This window comes from Bartonella sp. DGB2 (assembly GCF_046843095.1).
Lineage (GTDB): Bacteria > Pseudomonadota > Alphaproteobacteria > Rhizobiales > Rhizobiaceae > Bartonella.
In genome coordinates, this window is sequence record NZ_CP177325.1 from 1,181,773 (window position 1) to 1,194,391 (window position 12,619).

Annotated in this window: 13 protein-coding genes; 6 read left to right on the forward strand and 7 right to left on the reverse strand. The window is 45.2% G+C overall.

All coding sequences use genetic code 11. The features are described 5' to 3' along the window. Positions 1 to 20: 20 nt before the first annotated feature. The 3 genes from ACK28X_RS06450 to ACK28X_RS06460 form a co-directional block, all read right to left on the reverse strand. Positions 21 to 1,226, reverse strand: coding sequence for a flagellin (locus ACK28X_RS06450; RefSeq protein ID WP_412057588.1), 1,206 nt, complete (start codon positions 1,224 to 1,226; stop codon positions 21 to 23). A gap of 314 nt (positions 1,227 to 1,540) precedes the next feature. After that, positions 1,541 to 2,881 (reverse strand): ATP-binding protein, encoded by a 1,341-nt coding sequence (locus tag ACK28X_RS06455; RefSeq protein WP_412057589.1) that lies wholly within the window; start codon positions 2,879 to 2,881, stop codon positions 1,541 to 1,543. After that, complete coding sequence (locus ACK28X_RS06460) at positions 2,881 to 3,588, reverse strand: response regulator (protein ID WP_412057590.1); 708 nt, start codon at positions 3,586 to 3,588, stop codon at positions 2,881 to 2,883. Before ACK28X_RS06460 ends, ACK28X_RS06455 begins: the two co-directional genes overlap by 1 nt. A 103-nt stretch (positions 3,589 to 3,691) precedes the next feature. Between ACK28X_RS06460 and ACK28X_RS06465 the strand changes: the two genes are divergently transcribed. Continuing rightward, positions 3,692 to 4,336, forward strand: a complete 645-nt coding sequence (locus ACK28X_RS06465; protein ID WP_412057591.1) for an MBL fold metallo-hydrolase — start codon at positions 3,692 to 3,694, stop codon at positions 4,334 to 4,336. A gap of 37 nt (positions 4,337 to 4,373) precedes the next feature. Here ACK28X_RS06465 and ACK28X_RS06470 read toward each other — a convergent pair whose 3' ends face one another. The 3 genes from ACK28X_RS06470 to lgt form a co-directional block, all read right to left on the reverse strand. Then, positions 4,374 to 4,940 (reverse strand): BA14K family protein, encoded by a 567-nt coding sequence (locus tag ACK28X_RS06470; protein ID WP_412057592.1) that lies wholly within the window; start codon positions 4,938 to 4,940, stop codon positions 4,374 to 4,376. An 81-nt stretch (positions 4,941 to 5,021) separates the two neighbouring features. After that, positions 5,022 to 6,104, reverse strand: a complete 1,083-nt coding sequence (locus ACK28X_RS06475; protein ID WP_412057593.1) for a class I SAM-dependent methyltransferase — start codon at positions 6,102 to 6,104, stop codon at positions 5,022 to 5,024. A gap of 2 nt (positions 6,105 to 6,106) precedes the next feature. Further along, positions 6,107 to 6,955: a prolipoprotein diacylglyceryl transferase gene (gene lgt / locus ACK28X_RS06480; protein ID WP_412057594.1), complete on the reverse strand. Its 849-nt coding sequence runs from the start codon at positions 6,953 to 6,955 to the stop codon at positions 6,107 to 6,109. Between the two features lie 184 nt (positions 6,956 to 7,139). On the opposite strand from lgt, the gene ACK28X_RS06485 reads away from it, so the two are divergent. Next, positions 7,140 to 7,403 (forward strand): accessory factor UbiK family protein, encoded by a 264-nt coding sequence (locus ACK28X_RS06485; protein WP_412057595.1) that lies wholly within the window; start codon positions 7,140 to 7,142, stop codon positions 7,401 to 7,403. A gap of 237 nt (positions 7,404 to 7,640) precedes the next feature. After that, complete coding sequence (locus tag ACK28X_RS06490) at positions 7,641 to 8,141, forward strand: YbjN domain-containing protein (RefSeq protein ID WP_412057596.1); 501 nt, start codon at positions 7,641 to 7,643, stop codon at positions 8,139 to 8,141. Here the strand turns inward: ACK28X_RS06490 and ACK28X_RS06495 are convergent. Continuing rightward, positions 8,108 to 9,682, reverse strand: a complete 1,575-nt coding sequence (locus ACK28X_RS06495; RefSeq protein ID WP_412057597.1) for a helicase HerA domain-containing protein — start codon at positions 9,680 to 9,682, stop codon at positions 8,108 to 8,110. The genes ACK28X_RS06490 and ACK28X_RS06495 overlap by 34 nt on opposite strands. A 366-nt stretch (positions 9,683 to 10,048) precedes the next feature. On the opposite strand from ACK28X_RS06495, the gene ACK28X_RS06500 reads away from it, so the two are divergent. The 3 genes from ACK28X_RS06500 (at position 10,049) to ACK28X_RS06510 (ending at position 12,509) form a co-directional block, all read left to right on the forward strand. Then, complete coding sequence (locus tag ACK28X_RS06500) at positions 10,049 to 10,654, forward strand: 50S ribosomal protein L25/general stress protein Ctc (protein ID WP_412057598.1); 606 nt, start codon at positions 10,049 to 10,051, stop codon at positions 10,652 to 10,654. A gap of 98 nt (positions 10,655 to 10,752) precedes the next feature. Continuing rightward, positions 10,753 to 11,361 (forward strand): aminoacyl-tRNA hydrolase, encoded by a 609-nt coding sequence (gene pth, locus ACK28X_RS06505; RefSeq protein ID WP_412057599.1) that lies wholly within the window; start codon positions 10,753 to 10,755, stop codon positions 11,359 to 11,361. 215 nt (positions 11,362 to 11,576) lie between these two features. Beyond that, positions 11,577 to 12,509 (forward strand): ribose-phosphate pyrophosphokinase, encoded by a 933-nt coding sequence (locus ACK28X_RS06510; RefSeq protein WP_412057600.1) that lies wholly within the window; start codon positions 11,577 to 11,579, stop codon positions 12,507 to 12,509. Positions 12,510 to 12,619: the final 110 nt, after the last annotated feature.

Sequence of the window (12,619 nt, forward strand, 5' to 3'; positions counted from 1 at the left end):
GTTTATTGATAGACCGCGATTTAATGGCGGAAGAGTGCGAGGATACCTTGAGTGCTTTGGTTGGCAATTGATAAGGATTGGATTGCCAATTGTTGCTGTACTTGTAATGCAGACAGTCGTGCGGACTCGGCATTCATATCAGCGTCAACCAAAGCACCCACGCTTTTATCAATATTATCCTTTAAGGCATTAACAAAGTTTAATTGATTCTTTATTTGGTTCGTGACTGATCCCAAACTAGCGCCCGCTGCGAGAACCGCTTGTAGAGAGTCTTTCACAGTGTTTTCGATTGCGCCTATAAGAGCATTTTGAGCATCGGCGTCTAATCCACCAATGTTGGTCAAATCTAGGAAATCACGCAAGGAGAGGCCATCTATGCTCTTCGTAGAGTCAGTGGCCAAGCTATTAAGGGTTGTGACAAGTGCTTTTTGAGCCTGATACCAGGCGCCCCCCTCTTTCCCGTCAGCACCGCCCGTGGCACTGGCACTGTCTTCCATATCCTTTTTAGCCTGCTCCATACTTGTCTTTGCAGTGTCATCGCTAGGATTGAGATCATATTGCTTTTTGGCGGCCTCATACTTTTTTACCAAATCGTCATAGGCCCCTTTGGCGCTTTTAAAATCCTTAATCAACTCTGCGGCTTTGCCTGTACTTTCGCCAAAAATCCCTTTGAGGATGCCCTCTTTCATGTCTATATGGCCATTTTTCATGGTGCCAAAATTGAGATCAGAACCGCCGACTTCGATTAGGTCAACATAGACTTGGGCGCCTTCTCGGCGATAGCTAGCGGCTATTTTCAGTTTCTGTCCACCATTAGAGAGTATGTTTTTTTCGCCCAGAGAAGCGCTTTGAATGGCATTTTCAATGTTTTTTAGGTTGCCTTCAATATTATCTTTAATTTTATTGATATCGCTATCGCTCTTCTCATGGGTGCTCACCATGGATTTTTGAATATCATTCAAAGCATCTTTGGTACTGTCTATTGCGGTGGAAGCTGTGTCGATTTGGCTTTTTCCCAAGTTGATGTTGTCAACTACGGCATTAATCATTCCGCTATCGTGCTTCATAATAGAGGAAATTGCCCAATAGGCGGTGTTATCGGCCGCTTTGTTTATCCGGAGTCCCGTCGAGACGCGGTCTTGCGTTGCGTCGAGGTTATTATTAATGCTGCGTAATGTTTGTAACGCAGTCATGGCGGATGTATTGGTTAATAGGCTTGAACTCATTTTTTGTCCCTTTCAAAATTGAAAATTATCTTAAACATAGGGGACATGCTGTTCTTAGCAGCAAATGGTAGACGACATCATGTCTGTTATTTCTAACCTACCATTGGTTCTATAATATAGAAATAAGAAATTATGTAAAGTAATTTTTTATACACCCTTAATATATTATATTACATATATTTAAGGGTGTTAATTTTATTATAAATATGTATGGGTTTATTTATAGTATGTTTTGTAAGGCTATAAACACCTTAGATTATGGTGTGTGTATTTGCGTTTGGTCAGGGGGGATGGGCGTGCTATTTATAAAACGCTTAGCGGGGGATTTCTACTGTAGCACATAGGCCGCCCATGCTGCTTCGGCTAAGGTAAATCTGCCCTGCGTGACTACGGGCGATATCTTGAGCAATAGATAAGCCTAGTCCCGTGCCGCTTGCATCTTGATTACGGGATTCATCAAGTCTAAAAAAGGGTTTGAATACGTCTTCGTGCCATTCTTCTGATATGCCAGGGCCGTCATCTTCAATAATGATTTTAACGAGATCTGTTTCATAATACAAATTAAGTGTTATGTTTTTGCCATATCGTAAAGCATTGGAAACCAGGTTGGTGATCAAGCGTTCAAAAGCTTGTGGTCGCACCGTTAAAAGGGGTGACCCGTGGATTGCATAGGTAAAATGGCACGAAACCAAAGCGGCGGTGGCGACTAATTTCTCACAAAGGGCTTTGAGATCTAGCGGGCCTACGTCTTCAAAATTTTCACCACGCGCAAAAGCAAGATATCCTTCAAGCATGTCTTGCATGGCAGTAATGTCTTGTTCGAGCGGGCTTGTGTCAAAGCGCTCTTGGTTAAGTGCTAATTGTAATTTGAAGCGAGTGAGGATTGTGCGTAAATCATGGCTAACACCTGAAAGCATCATGGTGCGCTGTTCTATCTGCCGCTCTATCCGTTCACGCATAAGCAAAAAGGCATGGCCAGCGCGGCGTACTTCTTCTGCTCCCTGGGGTTGAAAGCCCTGTGGGAGTGGAAGCCCCCGTCCAAAGCTTTCAGCGGCAGCGGCTAGTTGTTGTATGGGTTGGATCTGATTGCGCAAGAAGTAAATGGCGATGATAAGTAAAACGAGCGCTGTGCCTACCATCCAGCTTAAAAAAATACTCGTATTAGAAGCGTAAGCTTGGCTGCGCATAGCGAAGACACGTAAGACGTGGTGATCTAACCGTATACGAATTTCGACAAGATCTGAATCGCCCACGGTATCAATCCAAAAGGGACGATCAATTTGACGTGTGATCTCTTCGCTTAGGAAATAGTCAAGGATAGCAAAAAATGGCTTTGGTCCTGGCGGTGGCAGGGGGCCAGGCGGCAAAAGTGAGATATTTAATCCCATACGCGTTTGAGCGATGCGGATGATTTTTTCTGGGTGGTCTTCTTCTTTATAAGTTTCAATTATATCAATAAGAGCTGCTATATCATGCACCACAGCGGTTGAAAGCCGCTCGGTCACCATTTGCCAATGGCGCTCCATAAAGACATAACCAATTACCGATTGTAATAAGACCATAGGTGCAATAATGATGATGAGCGAACGCGCATAAAGGCGCTTGGGCATTTTTTGGGCTAGCCATTGGGCGATATGCTTGCCAATTCTCTGCATTAGTGCTCAACTGATAATTTGTAGCCAATGCCCCGCACAGTCTGAATCCAGAGCGGATTGGCTGGGTCATCTTCGATTTTGCGGCGTAGGCGATTGATCTGGACATCAATTGTCCGCTCGCTAATATCGCCTACGCCAATAATTAATTCATGGCGGGGAATAGTTTGTCCCATCCTTTCGCTAAAGAGCATAAGGATTTCTTGCTCACGTTCGGTTAGGTGCACGATTTGCCCTGCTTTTTTTAATTCACGCTTTGAAATGGAAAAATGGTAAGGACCAAAAATTACTTGATCGACCTTATGGCTGGGGGCGGGCGCTTGGCGGCGCAAAATAGCATGGCAACGCAAGAGAAGTTCACGCGGATCAAAGGGTTTAGACAAATAGTCATCGGCTCCTGCTTCTAATCCTTCGAGTCGGCTGCCAATTTCCGAAAGGGCGGTTAACATTAGAATCGGCACATCTTTGCTTTGCCGCAAAGTACGGGTGAGGCTGATGCCACTTTCTCCGGGCATCATGATATCAATAATGAGCAAGTCAAAATCAAACTGTGCCAAGGCGCGCCGCGCTTTGTCGGCATTAGCCGCTACAGATACGCGAAAGCCATTTTGTTGGAGAAATTGTGATAAAAGAGTGCGAATCGGCGTGTCATCATCAACAATAAGGAGGTGCGGAGCGTCATCGGCGGGGGGAGGCGTCTGTGTTTTCATTGTGGTATCAGATATGAAGTGCTTTCTAGTTATGAAATTTCAAAAGCTACTATATACAATAATAAACGCGGTGAAAGCGTGATCAAATGGTGATGAGGTAAAAATGGGTGATTTAAATGCGCATATTATTCCAGTTACGGCGTTTGAGCAAAATTGCGTTTTGCTTTTTGATAATGAGAACAAGCGAGGCGTTGTGGTCGACCCGGGTGGAGATTGGCCAAAAATTGCTGTAGCGATTGAACATCTTGGTTTAGAAGTGGAAGCAATTTGGCTAACCCATGGGCATATTGACCATGCGGGTGGTGCTATGGAGGCCAAAGAAGCGCTAAAGGTACCTATTATCGGCCCCCATTATGATGACCAGCCGCTTTTGGGCAATTTGTGTGCCCAAGCTGCAGCTTATGGATTCCCCCCAGCACGCGATTGTATGCCGGATGAGTGGTTATCCCAAGGCGATGCTGTAGAGTGCGCTGGCCATCTTTTTCAAGTGCTACATCTTCCTGGTCATACGCCTGGACATGTAGGCTTTTATAATCAACAAGCCCATTTAGCGCTTTTGGGCGATGTTTTATTTCATGGTTCAATCGGTCGAAGCGATTTCCCTTATAGTGTGCCGGAAGATCTGATGGACTCTCTGCGCAATAAAATTTTGCCTTTGGGGGATGAGGTTGGTTTTTTATGCGGTCATGGCCCAGCAAGCTATTTGGGTGTTGAACGGCGCACTAACCCCTTTTTGCAAGATTTATAAAAGTTAAAGACGCGCTGCGGTGAGCGCGTCTTAGAATTTAAGGCGCAACACAGAAGTAATCTTTCCCATTATAGCCGCGGAAGGTACCAGTTTTTGGGTTGAAGGACCGGTATCTTTTATTGCAATAGTTATACCAAGCAGGTGTCCATGGCTGAGCTTGTACAGCTACAGGTGCTGGAGGGTAGATAGTAGGCGGTGCTATGCGTGCGGGAGCGGCATAGCCATAGGCGGGCGGTGTGGGATAGATTACTTGCGTTTGCTGGGTTGGTTTAAAAGCATTACTCAGGAGAGCGCCTGCGGCTAGACCCAAGAAGCCAGCAGCGATAGCCTCGCCATTTGTATTGGTTTTAGTTTCTATGCGGCGCTCAACGCGTCGTTCTACGCGCCGCTCATGATGATGGTGATGGTGGTGGTCATGGCGTTCATAATGGTGTCGCTCAACATGGACGCCTTTAGGTGCATGGCCTTGAAGAGCCCCTAGGTGGCGGCGTTGCATATCGCTCCAGATACGGTCAAAATCTGATGCTTGTGCTTGTATTACAGGCATAAAGCTCGTGACCGAAATAAGAGTAGATGAAATGATGATACGTGCTAATTTCTTCACGGTAAGCTCCTTTAGATTCGTTGGGAGCGTTGTACACTTTCGAAGCTGAATGGAACCTGAATGAAATGAAGCAGCCGTATTTTATAGTGGCGCGATGGTTGTTTGGCTTATGATAAGCACTTTAAACAAAGCGCCCATTTGGCTGGGGGCGGCCAGACGTTCAACGGCGGAGGAAATCTGATTCTGCACTTTTATGCTTTTTCCATGACCTAAGGCGCCCGCCCGTTCTAAAAGCCCCATTTTGATAAGAAAATCCCCTTGTTGGAGGAGTTTTGTACGGCAACCTGTTTGCTGGGCAATAGCGCAAAGGCTGGTAAAATCCACATGGCTTGTTAAGTCATGTACGCCTGGAGCGACAAAAATATCTTGTGGTTTATGGTGCGAAAGGGCTTGTAATGTGTCGCCCGTTGCTCGCTGGCTTTTGGTGTGGTATTCGCCATAATCGATAAGAACTGCTGTGCCCCCTTGTTGCATTATATGAAGGCTAATTTTTTCCATTAATTGTTGGCGAATGGGAGATATTTCTAAAATTGTTTCTGAGGGTAGCGTGGCTAGGGCGTTGGCATCATTTACGACTGGAAGGTGGGCGGGGCTTAGGCAAAAGCAGAAATTGCCTTCGTCGCTAAGACCTATAAGGCGTTCAAACCATTGGTCCTTGATTTTTATGTATTGGTCGATTGCTAAAGCATCAAAGAGTTCATTAGCGACAAGCTGTAATGGTACGGGCGGGAGCTGTGCAAAATCGTTCATCCATTGGACTTTTTCACCAAAGGGGGCAAGGCATGTCTTTTGTTCAGCGATGAGCCGGGGGCTTGTTTCAAGCAAAAATGCTTGCATATTAGCAAAGGTGTTGGGATCTAAGGTTTTGATAGTGCGCAAAATATCTTGCATTAGCGTGCCACGACCAGGGCCTATTTCAGCGAGGGAGAGGGGGGCTTTTGGCTTTTGGCTTTGCCAATTCTTCAGCAGAAAGACACCAATAATTTCTCCAAATAGCTGACTGATTTCGGGCGCGGTAATAAAATCACCTTTTTGTCCAAAAGGTAGTTTAGTCTGATAATAGCCATCTTTTGGGTCTTGTAGCGCTATATGCATATAGGTACTGACTTTGATGGGGCCATTGAGTTGGATGAGCGTCTTTAGGTGGTTTTTAAGGCGGCACATAGCTATTTTGACTTAAAACGTGTAGCTTGGACAAAGGCATAAAGGCCGATGATAAAGAGCGGCAAAGAAAGCGCCATGCCGTAGGTAAAGGTACCGTGTGGAAAGAGGGTGCGAAACCAAATAGGATCTTCCATTGGTGCGCGAAACGCTTCTGTAGCCGTGCGTGCGGCGGCATAAAAAAAGACAAAAAGTCCTGCTACGAGCCCGCGATATTTTAGTGCTTTAAAAATAAATATAGCAATTGCTAAGAGGGTAAAAAGTCCTAACCCTTCCAGCCCTGCTTCATAAAGCTGACTTGGGTGGCGCGGTAGGTAGAGAGGATCGCGTGGGTAGCAAATGGCCCAAGGTATATTATAGGTCACATTGCCCCATAATTCTTGGTTGATAAAATTACATAGTCGGACAATTCCAAGCCCTACTGGGACGCCAGCGGCGATAGTATCAAACATAGCCCAAATAGGAATGCGGTGTTTACGGGCGAAGAGGACCATAGCAATAATGGTACCCACAAGCCCCCCGTGGAAAGACATGCCGCCATCCCAGATTGCAAAAATTTTGAAAGGGTGTTGAAAGTAATAGGAAGGACTCCACATCAAGACTTGGCCTAAACGGCCTCCAATAACCACACCAAGCGCCGCCCATGTTACGAAATCGCCTAAGAGTTTTGTTGACATAGGGGGCGTGTTGTTGGGCCATAACTGTAGTTTGCCTAAAAGCTTACTACTATACCACCAAGCAAATAGGATTCCTGCTATATAGCCCACTCCATACCAATGTATGGCGATAGGGCCTAGATGAAAAATAACTGGGTCAATAAAGTCAGGAAAGGAAATGGCAGGGCAAGTAAGCATGAGTATCCAGTGTAGGGTTGGAAGGGCAGTTAGCGGGGTCTCCGCTTGGTTACTATTAGTATGGCAAAAATCTAAATTTTGCGCAAATAAATCTGTGGAGGAGTCTTTTTTTTGCTAATATTTGCTGTAAATCTTAACAGCCTTATATTAAGGGTTGTAGATGTTTTTGAAGGATACAAGAGCAATGAGCGATGGAAAAAACCGTCTTCTTGATGAAATGGCAAAATTGATGATGGATGCAACTGGTTTTGCCCAAGGCGTGGGGCGTGAAGTAGAGACGGCTTTTCGTAGCCAAGCAGAACAGTTGCTTAATCGTTTGGATGTGGTGCGACGTGAAGAATTCGAAGTGATTAAGGATATGGTCGAAAAGCTTTATGAAGAAAATGTTGTCCTTAAAGACCGCTTGGCAGTGCTTGAGCAAAAGATTTTTCTTCACGAAAACGATTAAGTCGGTTTGAAGGAATTTACTTCGTTGGCGAGTTTAATAAATCATAGGTACCTCAGCGCTTTATGTGAAGTGTTTACAAAACGCATTGCAGAAACCGATTTGGCCTTAGTCTAATAATATGTGGGGTAGCATGAGAGCAACAAGGATAGGCTGGTACGTAGATCGTGGATAAGAGCAGACTATGTTTCTAGGGGGGATGGATGTGAGGTTTACTCGGATGTATTGGGGAAAGTAAGAATGGATTTGGCCTTTGTTGCCACTACGCGGGATATACATCCTGTTGATTTAATTGAGCAGATTATTAATGACCATGATTGGTTGTTTGAGCGCCACGCAGAAGATGAAATCAGCTTGTGTGTTGAAGGCGACCAGACAGATTATCAGTTATCCTTTTTGTGGATGGATGCGCAAGAGGCTTTGCATTTAGGTTGTGCTTTTGAGCTTTCTGTTTCGGAAGGGGATGAGGGCGAGATGAATCGTCTTTTGCTATTGATCAATGAAAAGCTCCTAATGGGGCATTTTGATTATTGGACCCAAACAAATGTGGTAGTTTATCGGCAGGCGCTCTTATTGACAGGTGGCCTATACCCTTCGCAGCAGCAAATTGAACAATTAATTGATAATGCAGTTGGCGTTTGTGAAAGTTATTATCAAGCGTTTCATTTGGTTGCTACTACAAAGATTAGTGCAGAGAACGCTTTGCGTTATAGTCTTTTCGAAACGTTGGGTAATGCTTGAATACTCGCAGAAGCGCCAGAATCTTCAATTTCTATTGGTTGAGCAGGCGCCGTTTCACAACCAAGGTCAGGAAAAATGGCGATACGTTTACCAGTGAAATCTTCCCGTATGATTAGCAATCCACGTTCTTCGAAATAGCTTAATAGCCGGCGGGCGCGGCTTAAAGAATGGGTGCCATAAAGGCGCGCAAGGTGCGCATCATCTGGGCAGGGGCGCCCTGTAATTGCCGCTTGGGCTACGTGCAAAAAAACGCCTTGTACATCATCACTTAAGCTTTCGGAAAGAGAAAGCGCCTTTTGCCATACTTCGCTAGATGCATTTTCTTCATCAATTGCAGCCTGAGCCACCGCAAGGCGGCGGCGAAATTGGGCAAGGTTAAGTGGGTTACCTTTAATTCGATGGATACGACAGCGTACCAAAAAATCTTGATAAAGCACAGCGATTGACCGATAAGATGCTTCTGGATCATCAACGATTTCACGCATCACGCTTTGCAACTGGGCTTCACGCTCTTGAGCGACAATCTCGGGGAACAAGGTTATATCATCCTCTATTCCTGTAGCTGCTTCTTGTTCTTGACGTTGTTTTTGACGTACCACATCAGCCAAGATTTCTTGGGTGGGTTTAGGTGGTGGCGGTGGTGTATGTCGGCGAACGCTTGCAGCGATTTCCGTTGCAGCAGGGGTAAAAACAAGGGCGTGGGCATTTTCGCGTTCTTGTGGTAAGGGCATGAGCTTGGGGCTAGTTGACCGAGCAGATGTTTCCACTGCACCAATGATTACTGGTAGCGGACGGCGAGAAAGAGCAGGGCCCAGAGCTACAAAATGACCGCGTTCAAGATCACGAAATATTTCAGCTTGGCGACGATCCATACCTAAAAGGTCAGCAGCCCGCGCCATATCAATATCTAAGAATGTGCGACCCATTAAAAAGTTGGAAGCTTCTGCAGCCACATTTTTGGCTAATTTTGCTAACCGTTGCGTAGCTATGACCCCAGCTAGCCCTCTTTTGCGGCCTCGGCACATAAGATTTGTCATAGCTCCTAGCGAAAGCTTGCGGGCTTCATCACTGACTTCTCCGGCAATAGCTGGGGCAAAAAGCTGTGCTTCGTCAACCACCACTAAAAGTGGGTACCAATGATCGCGCTCCGCATCAAATAAGCCGCCCAAAAAGGCAGCGGCAGCACGCATTTGCTGTTCGCAGTCTAACCCTTCTAGATTAAGAACCACCGATACGCGATGTTGGCGAATCCGTCCAGCAATCCGAACTAACTCTTGCTCGCTCCGCCGCGCTTCTACAACAACATGGCCGAATTTATCAGCTAGAGTAATAAAATCTCCCTCTGGATCGATGACACATTGTTGCACAAGGTAAGCGCTTTGTTCAAGTAAACGGCGCAATAAATGTGATTTACCTGAACCAGAATTGCCTTGGACTAACAAACGCGTTGCCAATAGCTCTTCTAGGTCAACCAATGATGGGGTTGTTGATGGCAGGCCGCCGCGCCCCGCTACTACGCCCAAATCGATTTCAACCTTCATTTTTTCTCCCTGTTTCGTTGTAAAGCCTTTATACCTTTCCGCTTTGGCTGCGGGTGTGAGGTTTTCGCGCTTTGCAAAGCGAACATAATTTTAATGATTCTTAATGTGCTTGTAGCATCATGCATAAAAAAACGGTAGAACACTTCCTCGCTCCCGTATCAGAGCACGAAAATTGTATATTGATTGCTTGCTTATTATACGCTGTTCTTTTATACTTCCGGCTACCTGCACAGACACCCTTGGAGGCACTGCGGGATGAGATAAGCCATTGATTGCGTGTCTACACGCTGTGATAAAGCTTAACCTCATATACATGAATTAGATGCAGTCTTCTTTATGTATCTCCATAATTATAAGGATTTAGCCATGAGTAATCATTACACACTCAAGGCCGAAGCACGCGAACGGGTTGGTAAGGGGTCCTCCCGTGCACTTCGCCGCAACGGTCTTATTCCTGCTGTTATATATGGTGATAAGCAGCCTCCCCTTGCTATTGCCGTTTCTTATAAGGAAGTTTTTTATAAAATTCACGGTGGCGGCTTTCGAACAACGGTAGCAACCATTGATTTGGGTGGCGAGAAAATTCAAGTTTTACCCAAAGATTATCAACTTGATCCTGTACGTGATTTCCCACTCCATGTGGACTTCCTTCGCATTTCAGCGACGTCCACTATCCATGTCAATGTGCCTGTACACTTTTTGAATGAAGATAGTGCTCCTGGTATTAAACGTGGTGGGGTTTTGAATATTGTGCGTCATGAAGTAGAATGCATTGCTCCTGCTAATGCTATTCCTGCGGCGATTGAAATTGATCTTACGGGCTATGAAATAGGGGATTCTATTCATATTTCAGCGGTGCCATTGCCTGAAGGCGTTTCTCCCGTTATTCAGGATCGTGATTTTACTATTGCGACCATTGCTGCTCCTGCTGGTTTGCGCGCGCAAGATAATGAAGAAGGTGCAGAAGGCTAACCTGTTCTTGATAAAGATAGGCGCGTTTACGCCTATCTTTTTAGGCTCGCTCCAGCCGTCACGAATGCGGGGATAGGAAATGAATAATAGAGGGTATAATGTTTCTTATTGCTGGTCTAGGCAACCCCGGCCCACAATATCAAAACAACCGTCATAATATCGGTTTTATGGCTGTAAATGCTCTTTATGACACCTACTCTTTTTCAGGCTGGAGTAAAAAATTTCAGGCTGATATTGCTATAGGTACTATTGAGAGGCATAAAATCCTTCTCCTTAAGCCACAAACTTATATGAACCTTGCTGGCCAAGCGGTGGGGGAGGCTTTGCGTTTTTATAAGCTTACGAATAAAGATTTACTTGTTATCTATGATGACCTTGATTTAGCTCCTAGCAAAACTCGTCTTAAACGAGGGGGCGGCACAGGAGGGCATAATGGAATTAAATCAATTGATGCACATTGCGGCGCTCAATATAGGCGTTTAAAATTAGGTATCGGTCACCCTGGAACCAAAGATCTAGTGCATTCTTATGTGTTGGGCGATTTTAGTAAGGCAGAAAAGACTTGGCTTGCACCCCTTCTTATTGATATCAGTTGCCATATGCCGCTACTTTTGGATGGGAAAGAAAGCTTGTTTAGTACGAAGCTAGCTCAAAAGCCAATTGAAAGCCAAAAAAGAGAGAACGGTCTGAGCAAAAAGATGCCCTAAAAGAGATAATGCAAAGAGCAATGAGCGGGGGGGGCTATACTTGCTTTTGTGAATGTCTCCTTGCCAAAAGATCATTAAGTTAAAAACCTCTCAGGGTAGCTTAAGCCAGATTAGGATTGCGATAAAAAGTGGCGATTTTATGTAATCGTGCTTGCAATCTCTTAACAAGCGACTAAAAAGCAGGTAAAATTTATTATTTTTCCAGAGGCCTATCTATGAAACTTTTTTGCGGCAATTCTAATCCTCGCCTTGCGTTGGATATTGCAAAATACCTTGGTATCCCTTTAGGGGAAGTAGCCGTTAGGCGTTTCGCCGATCAAGAAGTTTTTGTAGAACTTCAGGAGAACGTCCGCGGCAAGGATGTTTTTGTTTTGCAATCTACTTCGTATCCTGCCAACGATCATTTGATGGAATTGCTGATTATGATTGATGCTTTGCGTCGTGCTTCAGCGCGTCGTATTACGGCTGTGATTCCTTATTTTGGCTACGCTCGCCAAGACCGGAAAGCCGGTCCGCGTACCCCAATTTCGGCAAAATTGGTAGCGAACTTGATTACCGAAGCAGGCGCAAACCGTGTTTTAACGCTTGATCTGCATGCGGGGCAGATTCAAGGCTTTTTTGATATTCCTACTGATAATCTTTACGCCGTTCCAAGCATTTCTCGTGATGTAAAAAATCATTATGCGTTGGATAATGTCTTAGTTGTTTCTCCTGATGTTGGGGGGGTGGTGCGCGCGCGTTCTCTGGCAAAACGCCTTGATAGCCCTCTGGCGATTGTGGATAAGCGCCGAGATCGCCCAGGCGAATCGGAAGTGATGAATGTGATTGGAGATGTAACGGGCAAGGATTGTTTATTGCTGGATGATATTGTTGATTCGGGTGGTACACTTTGCAATGCGGCTGAAGCTCTTTTGGATCAAGGGGCGCAAAGTGTAACGGCCTATATCACCCATGGGGTGCTTTCAGGGGGGGCGGTAGCACGTATTACTGGGTCGAAACTAAAGGAATTGGTTATTACTGATTCGATCATGCCGACTTCTGTGATTGAAGCGGCAGCTAATATTCGCGTTTTATCGACGGCTGATCTTATCGGTGAAGCAATTTCACGTATTGCTGATGAACAATCGGTTTCAAGCCTTTTTGATTAACGCGCTTTGCCAATAAGTTTTAGGTCGCAGTAGGCTAACGCTTGTTGCGGCCTATTTTATTATTCTGTTTGATATTAGAAAATGAAATGCTAGGTTATGCTTTAATGCAT

Bases quoted from the DNA above. Each gene is read 5' to 3' on its own strand.
- ACK28X_RS06450 (WP_412057588.1), bottom strand. From the start codon at position 1,226: ATGAGTTCAAGCCTATTAACCAATACATCCGCCATGACTGCGTTACAA.
- ACK28X_RS06455 (WP_412057589.1), bottom strand. From the start codon at position 2,881: ATGCAGAGAATTGGCAAGCATATCGCCCAATGGCTAGCCCAAAAAATG.
- ACK28X_RS06460 (WP_412057590.1), bottom strand. From the start codon at position 3,588: ATGAAAACACAGACGCCTCCCCCCGCCGATGACGCTCCGCACCTCCTT.
- ACK28X_RS06465 (WP_412057591.1), top strand. From the start codon at position 3,692: ATGGGTGATTTAAATGCGCATATTATTCCAGTTACGGCGTTTGAGCAA.
- ACK28X_RS06475 (WP_412057593.1), bottom strand. From the start codon at position 6,104: ATGTGCCGCCTTAAAAACCACCTAAAGACGCTCATCCAACTCAATGGC.
- lgt (WP_412057594.1), bottom strand. From the start codon at position 6,955: ATGCTTACTTGCCCTGCCATTTCCTTTCCTGACTTTATTGACCCAGTT.
- ACK28X_RS06485 (WP_412057595.1), top strand. From the start codon at position 7,140: ATGAGCGATGGAAAAAACCGTCTTCTTGATGAAATGGCAAAATTGATG.
- ACK28X_RS06490 (WP_412057596.1), top strand. From the start codon at position 7,641: ATGGATTTGGCCTTTGTTGCCACTACGCGGGATATACATCCTGTTGAT.
- ACK28X_RS06495 (WP_412057597.1), bottom strand. From the start codon at position 9,682: ATGAAGGTTGAAATCGATTTGGGCGTAGTAGCGGGGCGCGGCGGCCTG.
- ACK28X_RS06500 (WP_412057598.1), top strand. From the start codon at position 10,049: ATGAGTAATCATTACACACTCAAGGCCGAAGCACGCGAACGGGTTGGT.
- pth (WP_412057599.1), top strand. From the start codon at position 10,753: ATGTTTCTTATTGCTGGTCTAGGCAACCCCGGCCCACAATATCAAAAC.
- ACK28X_RS06510 (WP_412057600.1), top strand. From the start codon at position 11,577: ATGAAACTTTTTTGCGGCAATTCTAATCCTCGCCTTGCGTTGGATATT.